At 40.9% G+C, this 17,554-nt stretch carries 17 protein-coding genes; 4 read left to right on the forward strand and 13 right to left on the reverse strand.

Annotated elements, in window-relative coordinates:
• Positions 1–195: 195 nt before the first annotated feature.
• The 5 genes from NSP_RS05520 to NSP_RS27160 form a co-directional block, all read right to left on the reverse strand.
• A complete protein-coding gene (locus NSP_RS05520) occupies positions 196–2,886 on the reverse strand; it encodes a hybrid sensor histidine kinase/response regulator (RefSeq protein WP_006194966.1) in 2,691 nt (896 codons plus the stop codon).
• A gap of 2 nt (positions 2,887–2,888) precedes the next feature.
• On the reverse strand, positions 2,889–3,344 hold the full coding sequence (locus tag NSP_RS05525) for a response regulator (RefSeq protein ID WP_006194967.1): 456 nt from the start codon (positions 3,342–3,344) through the stop codon (positions 2,889–2,891).
• A gap of 4 nt (positions 3,345–3,348) precedes the next feature.
• A complete protein-coding gene (locus NSP_RS05530) occupies positions 3,349–5,607 on the reverse strand; it encodes a sensor histidine kinase (RefSeq protein WP_006194968.1) in 2,259 nt (752 codons plus the stop codon).
• Between the two features lie 397 nt (positions 5,608–6,004).
• Positions 6,005–6,892: a CDF family zinc efflux transporter Cdf31 gene (gene cdf31 / locus NSP_RS05535; protein WP_006194969.1), complete on the reverse strand. Its 888-nt coding sequence runs from the start codon at positions 6,890–6,892 to the stop codon at positions 6,005–6,007.
• A gap of 152 nt (positions 6,893–7,044) precedes the next feature.
• Positions 7,045–7,176 (reverse strand): hypothetical protein, encoded by a 132-nt coding sequence (locus tag NSP_RS27160; RefSeq protein WP_006194970.1) that lies wholly within the window; start codon positions 7,174–7,176, stop codon positions 7,045–7,047.
• Between the two features lie 156 nt (positions 7,177–7,332).
• Between NSP_RS27160 and NSP_RS05540 the strand changes: the two genes are divergently transcribed.
• Positions 7,333–7,686, forward strand: coding sequence for a hypothetical protein (locus NSP_RS05540; protein WP_006194971.1), 354 nt, complete (start codon positions 7,333–7,335; stop codon positions 7,684–7,686).
• A 253-nt stretch (positions 7,687–7,939) separates the two neighbouring features.
• Here the strand turns inward: NSP_RS05540 and NSP_RS05545 are convergent, their stop codons facing one another.
• From NSP_RS05545 to NSP_RS05555, 3 genes are all read right to left on the reverse strand, one after another.
• Positions 7,940–8,185, reverse strand: coding sequence for a DUF4327 family protein (locus tag NSP_RS05545; protein WP_006194972.1), 246 nt, complete (start codon positions 8,183–8,185; stop codon positions 7,940–7,942).
• 1,140 nt (positions 8,186–9,325) lie between these two features.
• Complete coding sequence (rbfA, locus tag NSP_RS05550) at positions 9,326–9,754, reverse strand: 30S ribosome-binding factor RbfA (protein ID WP_006194973.1); 429 nt, start codon at positions 9,752–9,754, stop codon at positions 9,326–9,328.
• Between the two features lie 121 nt (positions 9,755–9,875).
• Positions 9,876–10,082, reverse strand: a complete 207-nt coding sequence (locus NSP_RS05555) for a DUF751 family protein (RefSeq protein ID WP_006194974.1) — start codon at positions 10,080–10,082, stop codon at positions 9,876–9,878.
• Between the two features lie 154 nt (positions 10,083–10,236).
• Between NSP_RS05555 and NSP_RS05560 the strand changes: the two genes are divergently transcribed.
• Complete coding sequence (locus NSP_RS05560; protein WP_006194975.1) at positions 10,237–11,064, forward strand: DNA adenine methylase; 828 nt, start codon at positions 10,237–10,239, stop codon at positions 11,062–11,064.
• An 85-nt stretch (positions 11,065–11,149) separates the two neighbouring features.
• Positions 11,150–11,302, forward strand: a complete 153-nt coding sequence (locus NSP_RS25880; protein ID WP_157133641.1) for a hypothetical protein — start codon at positions 11,150–11,152, stop codon at positions 11,300–11,302.
• Here NSP_RS25880 and NSP_RS05565 read toward each other — a convergent pair.
• The 3 genes from NSP_RS05565 to NSP_RS05580 all read right to left on the reverse strand — a co-directional run bounded on the left by NSP_RS05565 (position 11,286) and on the right by NSP_RS05580 (position 14,484).
• On the reverse strand, positions 11,286–11,768 hold the full coding sequence (locus NSP_RS05565) for a PD-(D/E)XK nuclease superfamily protein (protein WP_006194976.1): 483 nt from the start codon (positions 11,766–11,768) through the stop codon (positions 11,286–11,288). The two genes, NSP_RS25880 and NSP_RS05565, sit on opposite strands and share 17 nt — an antisense overlap.
• Positions 11,769–12,061: 293 nt before the next feature.
• Complete coding sequence (locus NSP_RS05570; RefSeq protein ID WP_006194977.1) at positions 12,062–13,282, reverse strand: HetZ-related protein; 1,221 nt, start codon at positions 13,280–13,282, stop codon at positions 12,062–12,064.
• 551 nt (positions 13,283–13,833) lie between these two features.
• The gene (locus NSP_RS05580) at positions 13,834–14,484 is read right to left on the reverse strand and encodes an L-threonylcarbamoyladenylate synthase (RefSeq protein WP_006194978.1); all 651 of its coding nucleotides are present in this window, start codon (positions 14,482–14,484) and stop codon (positions 13,834–13,836) included.
• A gap of 165 nt (positions 14,485–14,649) precedes the next feature.
• Between NSP_RS05580 and larC the strand changes: the two genes are divergently transcribed.
• Positions 14,650–15,882 carry a nickel pincer cofactor biosynthesis protein LarC gene (gene larC, locus NSP_RS05585; protein ID WP_006194979.1) on the forward strand — a complete coding sequence of 411 codons (1,233 nt, stop codon included), beginning with the start codon at positions 14,650–14,652 and terminating at the stop codon, positions 15,880–15,882.
• Positions 15,883–16,153: 271 nt separating this feature from the next.
• Here the strand turns inward: larC and NSP_RS05590 are convergent, their stop codons facing one another.
• Both NSP_RS05590 and NSP_RS05595 read right to left on the reverse strand, forming a co-directional pair.
• Positions 16,154–16,762 (reverse strand): hypothetical protein, encoded by a 609-nt coding sequence (locus NSP_RS05590; protein ID WP_006194980.1) that lies wholly within the window; start codon positions 16,760–16,762, stop codon positions 16,154–16,156.
• A gap of 139 nt (positions 16,763–16,901) precedes the next feature.
• Positions 16,902–17,468, reverse strand: coding sequence for a DUF6658 family protein (locus tag NSP_RS05595; protein ID WP_006194981.1), 567 nt, complete (start codon positions 17,466–17,468; stop codon positions 16,902–16,904).
• Between the last annotated feature and the right edge of the window lie 86 nt (positions 17,469–17,554).

Below are 17,554 nucleotides of genomic sequence, written 5' to 3' on the forward strand. Positions count from 1 at the left end.
CCTGCCTTCTTAACTGATAAATAGCTACCAAAAACATGGGGTTAGAGCCTCGCCACTTCGACAGGCTCAGTGCATCGCCTTCTAGGGCGACTTTATTCTAAAAACCATAACACCGATTATTATATCTGCTAAAATAAGTCAGGAGGTGATTGAGTGTTTAACCTGACTTACGAGATGCCTTTAGGCACAGGAGTGTCAAAAAGGTAACTTGATGCTAAAAGTAGCTCCTAGTCCTTCGCCTTGGCTATGGGCTTGAATAGTACCTCCGTGTAATTCTACTAAATGACGAGCGATCGCTAAACCCAATCCTAAACCACTGTGTTTGGCAGTACAATGTGCTTGACGATACCTGTCAAACACATGGGGCAGAAATTCCGGTTTTATACCCAAACCTGTGTCACTCACCTGGATGAGGATTTCGGAATCATCACTTTTTGCCAGTTGCACTTGGACTCGTCCACCGGATGGGGTAAACTTAATAGCATTGGAAAGTAAATTACCTAAAACCTGTAGCAAACGGTGGGTATCACCGACAATGGGCGGAATGGACTCATCAATTACAGATGCTAAATGAATTCCCTTAGCATGAGCAGAGGGGTAAGCAGTTTCCACAGATGCTTTGACAATGTTCACCAGGTTGACTGGGCAGACTTCCAACTGCAACTGACCCCGAAGAATGCGTGACATATTTAGCAAATCTTCTAAGAGTTTTTCCTGAGATTGGGCATTGCGTTCGATGGTTGCTAAAGCATTGGTAACGGTATCTGGAGGTAGTTGCCGAGTCCGCAATAATTTTGCCCAACCCAGAATAGCATTAAGTGGCGATCGCAAATCATGAGATACCATAGCCACAAACTCATCTTTAGTTTGGTTGGCTTTTTCGGCTGCACTGCGTGCCGCTTGTTCCCTCTGCAACAGCCGATCCCGTTCCGCTTCTAATTGCTTGCGATGGTCTATATCTGTAGCAGTGCCAAACCACTTGACGACTCGTCCTTGTTCATCCTTAATAGCCACATTTCTGACTAGATGCCAACAATAGCTGCCATCATGTTTTTGATAGCGCATTTCTTGTTCGTAGGGCTTCTTTCTCTGCAAGGCTTGTGTCCATTCCGGTATGACTGAGGAGAGATCATCTGGATGTATAACTTTTGTCCAACCAAACCCTTTCGCCTCTTCGAGCATTTGCCCAGTCAATTCATACCATCGTTGATTGACATACTCACATTCCCCTTGAGAATTGCACGTCCAGACAAGTTGTGGAATTAAGTCTGATAAATAACGGTAACGTTCCTCACTTTCGCGCAAAGCTGTTTCAGCCTGTTTGCGTTCGCTAATGTCTGTCACACTGCCCACTGTTCGCACTACCTGACCATGAGGATCTTGAACAATTATGCCCTGATCTAATACATACCTATACTCTTGGTCTTTATGACGCATCTTATACTCAATAGTATAGTAATTTTCACGGTTAAAGAAATCCGTCAATTGATTGAGCAGACGCTCTCTATGTTCGGGATGAACCTTCTCTATCCACCACTCAGCGCTGGGGTCAGCTTCTTCTAAGGAGTAGCCCAAAATCCGGGTTAACCCCTCTGTTCTACTAACAATATTATTTTTAATATCCCGATCATAAATTAGACAATTAACTGCTGCTGCTGCTAGTTGAAAACGCTCATTACTTAAACGTAGCTGTTCCTCTGCTTGCTTACGCTCAGTGATATCAAAAGCAGTACCCACAATTTGGCGCGGCGAACCGTCAACATTCCTATTAAAAACAGTATCCCGACTATAAAACCACAGCCATTCACCATTGGCGTGTCGCATCCGATATTCAAATTCGAGAATTTCGCCATTCTCAGCTACGTTGATTAGTTGCAGATGTTCCAGAAATCGCGCCCTATCTTCAGGATGCATTAAAGTTGATAGAAACTCAGAATCCATACCTTTAATTTGTTGGCAAGTATAACCAAGTAGATTAATAACTTGACTATTGGTATAGACGTTCTGCTGTTTCATCAAATCATAAACGTACAAAATTCCCGGTGTGGTATCGGCAATGCGTTCAATGAACTGCTGACTCTCTCGTAATTTTGCCTCTGCCTGTTTTTTTTCCGTCACATCTCGCCAAGCAGCGACGAAGCCATCGCCCATTTTGGTAATGCGAATATCAATAACTCTGGTTGATTGCTGTTGACTATTCAAAGAAGTATAAACGAGTGCTTCTTTAACTAAGGGCTGACCAGTTTTTACAACTTGGCAACATTCATCAAACAAGCCATTCTCTCGAATATTCAGCAGAATTTCGCCCAGATATTCGCCCTGTTCTCCTGAACTCATCTGGCTAAATTCACAAGCTGCGGCGTTCATATAATCAACACGAAAGTTGAGGATTTCGCCCGTCTCATAGCGCACAGCCGAAAAAATGCCGAAACAATCCAGCATATTCTCAACGGAGGTGCGGAAACGTTCCTCGCTGCGTTGCAATTCTTGACTAAGTTGAGCATTTTTAATTGCTGAGTGTATAGTTGAGCGCAAATACTCGCCCGTGGTTTGTCCCTTGACTAAATAATCTTGGACACCGCTTTTCATTGCCTGTACCGCCACAGCTTCGTTACCATAACCAGTTAACATAATCACTGCTGGGATGGCTTGTTGTGATTGCTGTTTTAATTCCGCCATAAATTCCAAACCGTCTAAGTCTGGCAGTAAGAAGTCTAATAAAATAGCATCAGGCTGAAACTGCCGACATAATGTTAACGCTCCTTCTCCTGATTCTTCTTCGAGAATTGTGTAGCTGTATTCCTGGTCTTGTAATAGATAACGACGATAAGCTTGCCGGTCTTCAGGAGAATCATCGACAATTAAAACAGTTAGCGGTTGCGCCATAACTAATTGTTAACAGCATCAGGGAGGATTACAATATCTAACCAATAAGTGATGAAGGTTTGAATAGTCTCAACCAATCTATTAATATCAATTGGTTTCAACATATAACTAGCAACGCAATATTGGTAACATATTTCGATATCTTTAGGATTAGATGATGTGGTAAATACAACTACCGGAATATATCTAAACTCTTCATCCTGCTTGATTTTTTCTAAGACTTCTCGCCCATCAGTTCCCGGTAAATTCAAATCGAGCAAAATAAGGGCGGGACGAGGAGAGTTTTGGCTATCACTGTAAGTCCCGGTGTGGTAAAGAAAGTCTAGTGCCTCCTCGCCATCACTACAGCGAAACACAGGATTGACAACAGCTTGTTTTTTCATGATTCGACACAAGGCTTCAAAGTCTTCGTCGCTATCTTCAATTACTAGTAAAGGTCTGGCAAAATTACCAATCATCGGTTTAGTTCACTCCCTGTAATGTGAAATAGAAGGTACTACCCTCACCGTAGGTTGACTCTACCCATATTTTACCGCCATGACGTTCTACTATTTTTTTGGCAATAGTTAAACCCGCCCCAGTACCTCCGCCATATTTACTCGGTCCGTGGAGCCGTTTGAAAATCCGAAAAATGGCTTCAAAGTGTTTATCTCGAATACCGATACCATTATCTCGGACGTACAATGTGATTGGTAATTGTGGTTCCTCTATATAACCAATTTCAAGGCATTTTTCAGGTTTATCATTGTATTTAATCGAGTTAGCAATCAAATTATTAAAGACTTCACCTAGTTGGACGCGATCGCAATACACTGTTGGTAGCGGTCGCGGAATTTGAATATCTACCTTCATCTCCTCAATGCGGGCGCTCAATAAATCTAAACTGCGATACACTACATCATTCAGGTCTGTTGGTTGCATGGAAAGGTCTACTCTTCCCAAGCGAGAAAAATGCAGCAGGGAATCGATTAAATCCTCCATGCGCTGCGTCAGACGAATCAATGTTTTTAATTTGTTCTTACCTTCTTCGTTCAGGGTATCAGCGTAGTCTTCTATCAAGAAGTTAGAATAATTGTGAATACCGCGCAGTGGTTCTTTTAAATCATGAGAAGCTATATAAGCAAAGGCATCTAATTCGTGATTACTGCGTTCTAGTTCAATATTCAACTGTGCTAGTTCATCTGCTTTCCGCAGCACTACGCCAATAATTGCACTTCTCAATTCTCGTGCTGCATTCACTTCATAGGATTTCCAGGGAACTGATTTTAATAAGACTGTTTCTTTCCATAAATCAAAAGATTTCCGGGGAGATAGGCGGATACTTCCATTTTGTTTCACTTCTACAGGTTTATTAGGATTACCGCCCCAATCTACAGTTCGCACTACTTCTGGGCGAAACCATAAAACATAGTTTTTTTGACTTTTGGAAATGGAAACTGCCATCAAACCGCTTGCCACATCCCGCAATTTTTCCACCTGTGGGTAAACTTGAGATAAGGAATCAGTGTAGAAAATCTCTTCCTGCTGGTTTTGATTTATCCATTCCACTAAATCTTTAATATCCTGTTGTTCAGGAGTTTTACCAACCGTGAAATAATTGCCATGAAAACAGACGGCTGCTCCTTGAGCATCCACAAGATTGAGGAGATTTGGCTGCTTGTTAATTAAACCGTCAATGAAGTTACTTTCTGATGACATATATTCCACTAACTTGGAATTATAAGATTTCACTTGCATTTTATATTCTACATCTTCACTATCTTCTTTAGCCGCCATTTCTAAAGATGTCATTTGCCCCAAAAATTCACAAGCATTCCGAATTTCATAGGGAATATATTTAGGTGATTGATGATGACAAGCAATTAGTCCCCAGAGGTTGCCATTTTTCATGATAGAAATTGACATTGATGCTGTCACGCCCATATTGTGCATATACTCAACGTGTAAAGGCGAAACACTCCGTAAGACTGACCTGCTTAAATCTAAAGGTTCGTCAGTCAAGGGATTATTGGTTGGTACAATGGCCGCAGGCTGATAATAAGTATTTGGTATTAATCTCAGCCAGTTTTGGCTATAGAGTTTTCTGGCTTGGGTGGGAATGTCAGAAGCCGGATAATGTAAGCCTAAATAAGCTGTCAGATATTCTGGTTTTTCTTCTGCAATAACTGTACCATTCCAATCTTGATCAAATCGATAGAGCATGACTCTATCAAAACCAGTAATTTTCTTGACTTCTTTGACAACAATCTGACTAATTTCTGCCAAATTGGATGCAGATTGTAGCTTTGACATTGCCATTTTTACTAAATGGTAAAATTTGAAAAATGTATTACTTTTTTCCGCTTTTGTCGGTTCTAATTCTAAAATTAAAACTCCATGAGAACGGTGAATAATCCCATCAAAATTTACAGGCTCATTTTTTAAGTTGATAGTCAATTCAATGGGATTAACAATCGGTAAATCTTCTTGTACTAAAGACTCTGTTAGTAAACTAATTTGGTCAGTTTCGAGAAAATAGTTTAAATTTTTATTTAGTAATTCTTCGGGGTGTAACCCAAATAAGTTGAATATATTATCGCTGACTTGCAGGATAGTTAAATCTGGTTCTTTTAAAGCAAAAAGCACTCCATGAGGCTGAATAGAGCCAGGAATATGAATTGGCTCTTTATTACATCTGCTAATATCAATTGTCACCGGGATGTTAATATAGTTAGTACTCACGTTTCAAACCTAGTGATTACAAGTTGTTTTAAAATATCCTCTAATATTGTGCCATAGCAGTTTTTTTCAATTTCTCAAACACCGTTAATGGTTAAATACTCTCATTCCTAGCATAACTATATTACAGAGTTAATTAATGGAGTTGATATTAACGAGTTGTGACTGTGTTCATCAGCAGTTCACAATTTCTTTAAAATTGCCGTATTTTTGCGTAAATTCCTGTTGACAGTCGGATAAATAAATTTTAATTAAAATGAATTATATATAATAATTTTTATGAACAATTCCAGCTATTTGTATTATAAATAACTAAGGAATCCCGGCAAAATTGCTTGTGAAATTTTTTGATGGTAAAAAAATGACAAAAGACAGAGGTGGGCGAGTCCCCGCCGTTGCGTTAAAAGCTAATTTGCTCAGATTTGTATGTTGGTGGCTCGATATGAATTAAAATCCTCACGGGACTGAAACGTTGTTCTAGTCGGCGTTCTACTTCTTCGGTAATGTGATGAGCAGTTTCTACATCTGGTGCATCGACGATTAAGTGCATTTCTATGAAGACTTGGCGACCGAGAACACCCCGTGAGGCGATTTTATGACAGTTAATTACTCCCGGAACCGCAGTGGCGATCGCATAAATTGTTTCTGGTGCTATGGCCATTTGGTCTACAAGCCAAGGTAAATTGGTTTTAACAACTGAGAACCCAGTCCAAAACACTAACAAAGCCACAGGAAAAGCTAAGACTACATCCAGCCATTGATAACCTAGCCAAACCCCGATCAAACCCCCAATTACAGTTATAGTCACCCAAACATCGCTCATAGTATGTGCCGCATCAGCCACCAAAATTGGGCTACCTACCCGCTTACCTACACGACGTTCGTAAAACGCCACAAAAATATTTATACCCAGGACAATCAGCAATAACCACAACTCCACAGGGGATATATTCACAGGTTCACTACCCTGAATTATCCGCTCCACAGCACCTTGGAGAATTTGCCAACAGGCTATGGCTAAAAAAGCTGCTATTCCTAAAGCCCCCACAGCTTCAAATTTCTGGTGTCCGTAAGGGTGTTCTATATCTGGTTCGGGGGCAGAATATTTACTGGCGATTAATCCTAAAACATTATTGGCAGCATCGGTAACACTATGCAAGGCATCGGCTAACAAGCTTAAAGAACCTGTCATGTACCCTAAAAATCCTTTCAATCCGATTACTAGCAGGTTCAGCAATAGGGTGATAATTAAAACCTTTTGCACTTCGGGGCGATTATCGTCAGTCATAGAGTAGATTTAACATTTATATCTATGACTAATAATGTAAAACTTAAAACTCAGTTTAATTGTGTCAAAGTCTTACGCCGTAAGGATTATATCTGTCTTTAGTCTCTGGTTTTTTGTGGGTTTAGTGAGAGTATTTATCACTAAAATTTTCTCTAACCTTGATAGATATAGGCGATCGCTATACAAATAACAGCACTTTGCCAGTAAATCAAGTACACATCTGAAGATGATGGATCTTGTGGTTCTTGCCCACCTTTGTATACTTCACTACGCCATAACAGCATATATTATCATTAATAGCAGTAAATTTCGGGAGCAATTTTTTATCCTAAATTCACACCACTCTGTCAAAATTTGCACGATGGCAGGGAAAGTCTCCGCGTTAAGCATCACCTATTCCGGTAACATAGATAATTATCAATCAGTTTTATCAAGAACTCATGTCTTCAACTCCTCTGACACTGAATCTGATTGAAGGTTCTGTCACTTTCAGTTTTTCACCCCAAGCAGCACGGGAATTAAAGGCAGCAACTGACCAATTAATGGAACGCCTGAAAGCTGTCGCCGCTAAACCCACTCCAGGGGGCGGTAAAGTCACTCCTCAGCCTCCCGTTGAGTATCGCTACACTGGTGATGTATTTTTAGAAGTTTTTTGTAACCCCAATATTTGGCCTACTCCCTTTGCGGCTAAAGTCCTGCTGACTATCCGCAATATCAACATTCGCTTAACTACAGAAGCTGAACTGACGCGAATTATTGAAGACGTTAACCAATATTTAGAGCAAGTAGGTTGACTATCAAAAAAATTACCGGGGCAGTTTAACATATTAAACCGCCCCGGACAGCAAATCTACATTATTCGTAACTGGAAAAATTGTATAAATTTCAGCGTCTAATGCTTCTGGGTTAATGGAAAAACTAAGATTCTGGATGGGGAAATATATATCAAAACTAGAGATTATCCCTCAAATTAGCTATTCAATTCGTTGCTGTCAAATATAGACATCCAAAATAAAGTCCCAATCCAAAATCTGAATCACATGATGATTAGTCGTTTTCCCATTGTTCACGACCAATCAGATCGCCAATGCGATCGCGTAATAAAAAATCACATTTTTCTAACTCACTTTCCACACAAACCCACTCTCTCGCAGGAATGTATTGGCAGAGGGTATATATTGGCTGTTGCCGACTGACCATTCCTCTTTCCACCAGTCGGCGTGCTTCATCTTGGATCACATCCAAAGAGTAGTAAGAGTAGTAATTGATAGAAGGCACCGTATTCACACTCATGGTTTTTACTCACAAAGTTTACAAGTAGATAGTGTTCCCATTAAATGCCGGAAACAAACATGACAAGGATTAGACTTGTGGCTAGGATTTTGTAGTTTGCTATACGGAACTCATTTTATTTTGACGCTATACACCTTCAAATTATCTAAAGAAATGTTAAGAATGTCAACAAATCCTGACTAGAATGAAAAATGCACTGGAGTTTGTGATCTTAGGGTAATTAACTTAACTTGCTGGCCAGATAGTTTGATTTGTCTTCAATATACCTCAAGGTCTTGCTGCTGTTAATTTTCAGCATGGTTATTTTGGCGGAATTATATCATATAGTGGATAGCTGATGTACAAAATAATCACATATAGCAGGGGAGTGGTCCGTGGTCCGTGGTCCGTAGGGTAAAAACCTTTCGGTGTCTAACTTTTATGATCAGTTTATGTCCTAACGTCCTTGGCGGTTGCTATAGAAGCTTTACCTGAGATATTTGGGAATTTGGTTATGGCTAATTTTCAGCCGGAAAACCGCCATAAACTATTGCCAAATATGAGGCCGTTGCCATATCAGAAAAACTTCAAAATGTGAGACTTTTGAATAATTGCTGAAAAAGCAAACAATTTTTCTGGTAAATTGTAGCACTGAGGTTAACGACTTTGTGTCGGTAAACACTTGTGATCAAATATGCTTTTTTGCCTTTATACTCAGCTTAACAGTATTTAGAACAAGGCAGTGCCAATTTTACTCATAATTGGCGTAAGATGATCACCACAATCCTAATACCTGCTCATTTGCCACCAAAGGTTACGTAAGTCATGAACGAGAGAATGATCAATTTTCGCCGCCATCATCATTTGTGCTAGCCATAAATTCATCAAGCATGAAATATTTGATTTTGTGGTGAACTCTTAACTTACGGGTAAAAACAATTTGCTACGGGACACGTCGCGAAACGTTATAGTGCGTATTAGCGGATTTTAGCATGGATGTTGCTTTCGTTGCTTTTCTCCTCAAAAAAATGTCCTGCTATCTACCTGGTATTACCGACTCTTTACACTTCGTTATATTCAGATTAAAACAGACGTGATATGATCCCGTCTGTAAACTCCTTAGCGAATTCCCTAGGGGTTAATTGTTCTAAAATGACATTGTTAATGAGTTACTTCTTCAGAAGATTCATCGTCTTCATCGGTCGTATTCTCGGATACTGTCATATTATATGGCGATCGCTCATCCTCAAGTTTGTTCAACAGCGACAACACCTTATTACCCTGTTCGATGGAATCGTCTTCGATAAAAATCACCTCTGGGGTGCGACGCAACCTGACTCTTGAACCCAGTTCACTACGGACAAAACCAGTGGCTGACTTTAAGCCCGCCATTGTTTCTGACTTAGCTGACTCTGTACCATAAATACTGACATAGACTTTAGCGTGTTGGAGATCACCAGAAACATCTACATAGGTAACACTGACCATTCCAGTACCCACACGATCATCTTTAATCCCGTGGAGTAGCATTTGGCTAACTTCCCGTTTAATCAACTCAGCAACGCGGGAAATGCGGCGATTAGTAGCCATAAATTTTTGCCTCCTCACAGAGGTTGTACGACATAAATTATATATAAACTGGTAGAACAGAGCTTGACGCATTCAACGGCCATAGCTGCTGCCTAGAGATCAACACCCGGACACTTTTAGCTTAGACTGTACTCAAGCCCAACATCGCCCGGACAGTGAGACTCACAAAAACTAGAGTACCCACAAAAAAGCCCACCAGAGCAATCAAGGTGACAGGGCGTTTTAGCAATGGCATTAATGGCTCAATCGTGTTCAGAAACACCCCTAAGAGGATTGTAATGAAGTAGCGGGGGTAGCGAAAGACGTTATCCCAAAATCCGTCAAACATTTGAATATAGACTGCCTTGTTATAGAATTACATTTGCTTTGATTCTATCCAATTGTAATCTATGCAGCCAAAAATTACGCAAATCATTTAAAATATGCTTCTGTAGCTATATTTGTTATATTTAGTAGCTGAGTTTTAGGTCAACCGTAAATACATGGTAAGTCAAATCCCCAAAGAAACTTGCCCGCGTCCCTTTTTAAAGTGGGCTGGGGGGAAAAGTCGGTTAATTCCACAATACATTAACTATCTTCCCAAGCAATATAAAACTTACTACGAGCCATTTTTAGGCGGTGGAGCCATTTTTTTCCATCTCCATCCCCCAGCAGCCATATTAACTGATATTAATGCCGAATTAATTACTACTTATCGCTGTGTGAGAAACCATGTAGAAGAATTAATTGGACTGTTGGAAGAACATCAAAAGCGGCATAACAAAGACTATTACTATGATGTGAGAGCCTATCCTGGAGGTAGTGATTTAGAACAAGCGGCTCGTTTCATTTATCTGAATAAAACTTGTTTTAATGGACTTTATCGAGTTAATTCCCAAGGTAAATTCAATGTGCCGTTGGGCAGATATAAAAATCCTAATATTTGTCCTGACAATATCCTAAGAGCCGCCTCAGCCGGACTGGCGACATCGGAAATTAAACAAGCAGACTTTACAGATGTCTTAAATCATGCCACTAGCAGTGATGATTTTGTTTATTTTGATCCACCATACTATCCTGTAAGTGAAACCAGCTATTTTACAGCTTATAGCACCTATTGCTTTACTGAAAATAAACAGTTTTTACTCAGGGATATCTTTGCACAATTAGCCGACCGTGGAGTAAAAGTTATGTTATCTAATTCAGATTGTACTTTTATTCGTGAACTTTATAGCAAGTTTAATATTTACACAATATCAGCAGCCAGATCAATTAATTCTAATGCCAAAAAGCGAGGCAAAATCACTGAAGTCTTAGTTACTTCCTATTAAATCAGTTATCAGTTATCAGTTATCAATGCTTCTGCTGGGGGATTTAGATCCACTACTTTTCGGTTAAGGAATGTAGAGACGTTTCATGGAACTTCTCTACAAAAGTTTTCGGCTCACGAATTTGCTTAACCGAGTAGTATTGGATTTAGACCCACTACCAACGCCTATTACTAATCGGCTGTCAGTAATTAAAGCCAATGAGGTTTCTTTACTGGTAACTATTAAAGATGATTATTAGACCAAATAATAAATTTCCTCAAGTCGTAAACTGCTAATAAGTTTTGGTTAGAGACAACTTGTGTTTCTAACCATGAGATTGCTTGTGTTTTCATACCTCCACCGTCGATTAATACGAGGGCTTGTGTGGGATAGCAATTTTGAATATTCAAATTGAGATAGGGCAGTTTTTCATCGACTGAACCACTACTTTGCTGCCATTTACATTCAATAATTAGTCCCGCAGAAATTGGCGCAGCACCAATAATATAAAAATCTACATATATATCGCTACCATAAATTCCTTTTCCAATATAAACCTGTTTTGCATATCTTTTGGGTATGTCATGGGAGCTTAAAAGGCATCCCAGGCGCTGTTTTCTGGGTAAATCACAGCCAACTTGAACATATCTATGTCCCAGTAAAGCACCTTCGACAGAGTTTTCTAAGACATTACCAGATGTAACTGCTCTTCCGCCTTGACTCATATTTATCCTGATTCATTTCACAAGGTTTCCTGATTTTACGATTCCCAGGAAGCAAGAGTAAGTCCTAAAATTTTTAATTTTGGTTATGTCAGTTTAGATTAATCAACAACAATCTCAAATAATGGTATTTTTGTACTATAAAAATCACAGTTTTACAAGTTTGGAGAAATTACGAATAAGATAAACTCCTGTTAATTTCCCGATGTTCGCCTCTAAGTTATCCCAAATCAGGAAAAATAGTAAAGGGAATTGATATCTGTAATTACAGGAGTTGAGCTTGAGTAAATTTAGCTTTAACTAGCTTGAACGTCATTTTGACCATTACGGATATCCCATGCTATTTCTAGCATTTGAGTCCAGCGCTTTTGTAGCTGTTTGGGTGTGCATTTGATAGTTTTAGCGATCGCCTGATCACTGTGTCGGCTAATTTTCAACTGCAAAATTTCTTCCTGCTCAGGAGATAATACACCCACAAAGATTTCCCATTGTCCAGAAGTTAAACCCAACTTTTGCTCTAAACCCGCACCTAACCATTGATGAACTAATTGCCAATGGTGATTTTTGGCGAATTTTTCCACATGATATTTAAAACGCTGTTGCAGATAATCGCGCTGACGGCTAGTTAAACCGAGAATTTCGTCAATTTCTGGGGCTGAGAGGTCTTGTAACTTCAGCGTCAGGTAGTCCACACAGTCAGATTGACCTTGAGCTTCCAAGTATTTTGCCAATTCCGCAATCACGCGATCGCGTTCCGACTCCTCCGAAGGATCAAAATTAGCTTGGGCAACCATCTGTGACCTGATTTGTTGCACCGCCGAGTTACGCTGGTAAGATTCAGCTTCTTCACTCTTAGCAGATTCCACCGCCATTTCAATATCCACAGTCGTTTCCTGGGGCTGACGACGTGCAAAACCTTGGGCGCGGAGAATAATCAATTGCTGATTATTACCACCAGGTAAATTAATCCGGCGTTTGGCATATTGCTCTGTAAACGCGATATATTCTGCCAATTGCAACTGAGTCCGGGGCTGATAATCTTCTGGGAGTTGGTTTTCCCGCCGGAAAGCTTTAATAGCTTCAATGTAAAACGCTTGCAGAAAATCTTCAATCAGACTGTAACGAGCATTAAACCCCAACTCAGAACCCGCAATCGTCACATGGCGATAAACCATAGCACCTAAAGTACTATGTAATTCCACCCTTCCCCGTCTGGAACCCAATTGGTAATAATGCAGGCACTTTTGCAAACGATGCCGAGCTAAATTAAGTTGCCATGACTGGATTTCGCCAGATTGTTGGATGCGCGAACTTTTATCACATATTCGTTCAACTTCTGTAGCGATGCGTGCTGATACGGCTTGTACACACTTAGATCCCGCCTTCACTTGAGCTTGCATTTCCTTACATAGCACTTGTCTCAAGCTATTGTGATTGTCCGCGAGCAATTGGTCCGGCGAAACATTGCAGAAAAAAGCGGATTGAGAAGTTGGTAGATTTGCAAGGTTGGCTTTCATGACTTTTCTTTAAGTGTGGTATTGCACCGTAACTACAACGCAGATACAGCAAATGAGACCAGCCTTGGCTGGAGAATTATTTGACCAAAGAGGCGGAGGGGCAGGGGGCTTTCTAGCAGGGGGAGCAATCCCTGACCCGAAGCCGTGAAGCGGAGCGGAACATGGGTATCAAGCCCCGCCCTTCCAGGGCGTTCTCGATTGGTGGGAGTACAAGCTCCTTCCAATCCTCCCCCCTGCTCCCTGCTCCCTGCTCCCCTGCCTCTTTTGACATTCTCAAAACCCACTGCAAGCACTGCTCATATATAAGACTGTAAGCTAGTTAAAAAGTTACAACAAAATTAGTGTGTCGCTTTTTGTACCAGCAACCACATTGGGGATAGCACATAGATATCTGCCACGCCTTAAAAGTGGTGAAAAGACTTGCTATATCGACATTTATCGCCATCCTATTTTACCCACTGCCAGATATTCTCGGTATGACGATCTCAAAACTGGAGCCTTTTTTATAACATTTCACCGAAAATTAAGAATCTGCCTGTGAAGTTTGTTTTTTATACCCAAGCTGCTGCTGCTTCCCAACCTAAACCCCGCCTTGTGATCATTGGTTCGTCTCCCGTCAAGTCCAAAATTGTAGACACCTCATAAGTTGTTTCCTCACCAGTGTCTATAATTACATCTACCAAGTTATCCAAACGATCAAACAGTTCCACCCGTGATAGTCTAGGTTCTAAATCTAGCTCTACTGGTTCATCATCTGGTGGTAGATGTGCCGAAGTTGAAATAATCGGATTTTCCAACGCGGCTAACAATGCCAAGCATACCGGATGATCGGGTACACGAATCCCAGTAGTTTTTCGCTTGGGACTTTGTACTAGTCGAGGCACTAACTTGGTAGCAGGTAGTAAAAACGTGTAACTCCCTGGTATCAAGCGCTTCATAATCCGATAAGCTGTATCACTGACAAAGGCATAAGTTGCCACATTCGATAGTGAGGGACACAAAAATGTCAGTGGTTTATCATTAGCTAACTGTTTAATTTGCCGCACTCGTTCTACTGCCGACTTGGCATTTAAATCACAACCAATAGCATAAACTGTGTCTGTAGGGTAGAGCATAACTGCGCCACTAGAGAGCGCTGACTTTATTTCCTCTATACGGCGGGTTTGGGGATTATCAGGATGGACAGCGAAAATTTTTGCCATAGCCAGTTCTGAGTAAGAGGTGGGAAATGTCGCAGTTCAGGGAAAATATTAAATTCCGCATTAGACATATTTTCACCGATGGATGAGCGCATTCCACAAATCCGCAATGATTTACATCAAAATAATTGTGCAAAGTCTAAAAATAAAGTTGATTAAGTTATCTATATGATTAAAGTTGCTTATCTTCAATGTCCGACGGGAATTTCTGGTGATATGTGTCTAGGGGCTTTAGTTAGTCTGGGTGTTCCCGTGGAATATTTAAGTGAAACACTCAATAAATTGGGAATTGCCCAAGATTATAAGCTCAGAGGCGAACTTGTGCAACGTAATGGGCAGCAGGCGACGAAAGTTCATGTTGATTTACTCCACCACCATCACCACCACGGCCGTCACCTGCCAGAAATCGAAAAAATGATCCTCAAAGCCGAATTACCAACACGGGCAGAAGCCTGGAGTTTGGCGGTATTTCGACAGCTAGCAGTGGCAGAAGGGGCAGTACACGGCATTGCGCCAGAAAAGGTTCATTTTCATGAAGTGGGCGCTGTAGATGCCATTGTGGACATTGTGGGTACGTGCTTGGGCTTGGATTGGTTAGGGATTGCTAGTAATGATCAGGGATTACCTTTACTATACTGTTCAGCGTTGCCCACAGGTGGGGGAACAGTGCGCGCCGCTCACGGTGAGATGGCTGTACCAGTACCTGCTGTATTGAAGTTGTGGGAAATGCGGGGTTGTCCGGTTTTTAGTAATGGCATTGAGAGGGAACTGGTGACACCAACAGGGGCGGCGATCGCCACTACCCTAGCTACAGAATTTGGTTCACCACCACCAATGAGCATTAAACAAGTAGGACTGGGAGCCGGAACTATCAATTTACCTATTTCTAATATATTACGTCTTTGGCTAGGCGATCGCCCTCATAATTCTGAAGATCCCCATTCTAATTTAGAAACCATCATCGTACTGGAAACCCAAATTGATGACTTAAATCCCCAGGCGATCGGCTATGTCTTTGAAGCCTTATTTGCCGTTGGTGCAGTGGATGTTTTCACCCAACCCATCGGAATGAAAAAATCCCGTCCAGGAATTTTATTAACTGTCATCTGTCATCAGGAAAATTTACCGGCTTGTGAAGCAGTTTTATTCCGCGAAACCACAACTTTAGGAATTCGCCGGAGTACCCAACAGCGCGCCATCTTACAACGAGAAATTCAATCAGTAGAAATTGAATACGGCCAAGTTCGGGTTAAAATAGCATGGAAAGGACAAAAAAAAGATAAATCTATTATTAACATCCAGCCAGAATATGAAGATTGTGCAGACTTAGCTCGCAAGCATAATATCCCTTGGCGTGAAGTTCAAAGATTAGCACTACAAACTTGGTATTTGCAAAATTAGTCATTGGTCATTGGTCATTGGTCATTAGTCATTAGCGCTTTTCTATGACTCTGAAAACATAAAGTATTTGTAGGTTTGGTTGAATGCAGTGAAACCCAACAAAAGCGAGGTTTTTTGGCGTTGGGTTTTGCAAACCCTCAACCCAACCTACTATGACTAGATTTTCTTTTTCTTTGCGCCTTTGCGTGACACAAATCCATATTCTTAGTTAACCCTAATTAGCCGAAAGAACCCCGATTTAGTCAATAAACCAGGGTTCTTTTACCTCAAACTAATCTAAATCAACTTCTCTCATAGTCCTTTTCACTGCATCAGCTGTATCCTCAGCTTGGCGTTGCAGATTAGTTGTGGTATCCTCAGTGCCACGTTTGACACTTTTACTCAAGTCTTCAGCAGCACGTCCAGTATTTTTCTGAATATTTTCCACTCCGCGCTGAGTTCCCTTGGTGACACCTTTACCTAATTCTTCAGCAGAACTACCAACATCCTCACCGAGGCGCTTGATTCGTTCATCCAAGGGTGTACCCTCTTGATAATTGCGGACATATTGCTCTGAACTATCAATACCCTTCTGCTCAACGTTTCTGCGCGCATTTTTCGCCAGTTCTGCGGCTCTAGCATTTGCGGCTCTTTCAGCTGCTTTGGCTGTAGGATCTACATCACTAAAGTTATTCATCCCACCTTCTGGGGCGTTGAGTTCATAACTTTTTGTGGGATTGTATTGTCGAGCATTTGGTGGTTGAGCATTTGGTTGTGGTGGCTGTTGCGCTATTCCCGGACGATTGCACGCCTGTGTCATCAAGAGGAATGTTGCTGCCAAAAAGACTGTTAAAATTTTAACAGGACGGATATTTTTTAGCCAAGTAATGACTTTTTTCATAATGTTACTCCTGAAATGCTTGTGATTAAGTTAAACTTATGCTGCACTCAGACGCGATGAATCGCGTTTCTGTTTAGCACTTGTTTGAGAGGATTTGGGATTGACTTAAAATCTCAAATCTGGGCATAAAACAAAAGTTCTATTTACCGACGGCTGGATTTTTTTGTAACTCAGGTCGAGAACTTGCTTCTTCTGCCTTGTCTTGCAAAAAACTAGAAGCTTCTTTAACTGAATCCTGCACTGTTTCAATGCGTTTTTGAATCCGAGTTCCTACATCTGGTTCTCGTTGAATCAAACCACCAGGCGCAGGTCTTTGAAAGTTATTGTCAGTGATGATTGGCAATTCCTTCTCTTTTTCAACTCTACCTCTGGGTGTTTCAGCACCGGGATAAAGTATTTCAGAGTCTCTATTTATGGCAATCAAAACTTGTAAATCTGGCTGTAAACTAGCTCGATCACTTTCTTTTTTCTCTTCTCTTTCAATCGCTTTGGGATCGGTGGTCATTCTATATTTGGTATATTTGTCTCCACCACCCTTATAAGGATTGTTAGCGCCACCAGCCTGGACGGCAGGATTTTCGGGGTTTGCACCTTGAGGATTTGCGCCACTACAAGCAGTGCTAACTATCAACAATAGACCAGCTACAAAGATAGTTAAAATCTGGCGTAGTTTTAATTTTTTCCAGAAAGCTATTACACTATTCATCTAGCCCTCCTTGATACAGGACAACAGGTCATTGATTTGCTTAGTTTAATAGTTTGGATAATCAGCAAGTTTTTGCTTGGTGTTAG

The organism is Nodularia spumigena CCY9414 (assembly GCF_000340565.2).
GTDB lineage: Bacteria > Cyanobacteriota > Cyanobacteriia > Cyanobacteriales > Nostocaceae > Nodularia > Nodularia spumigena.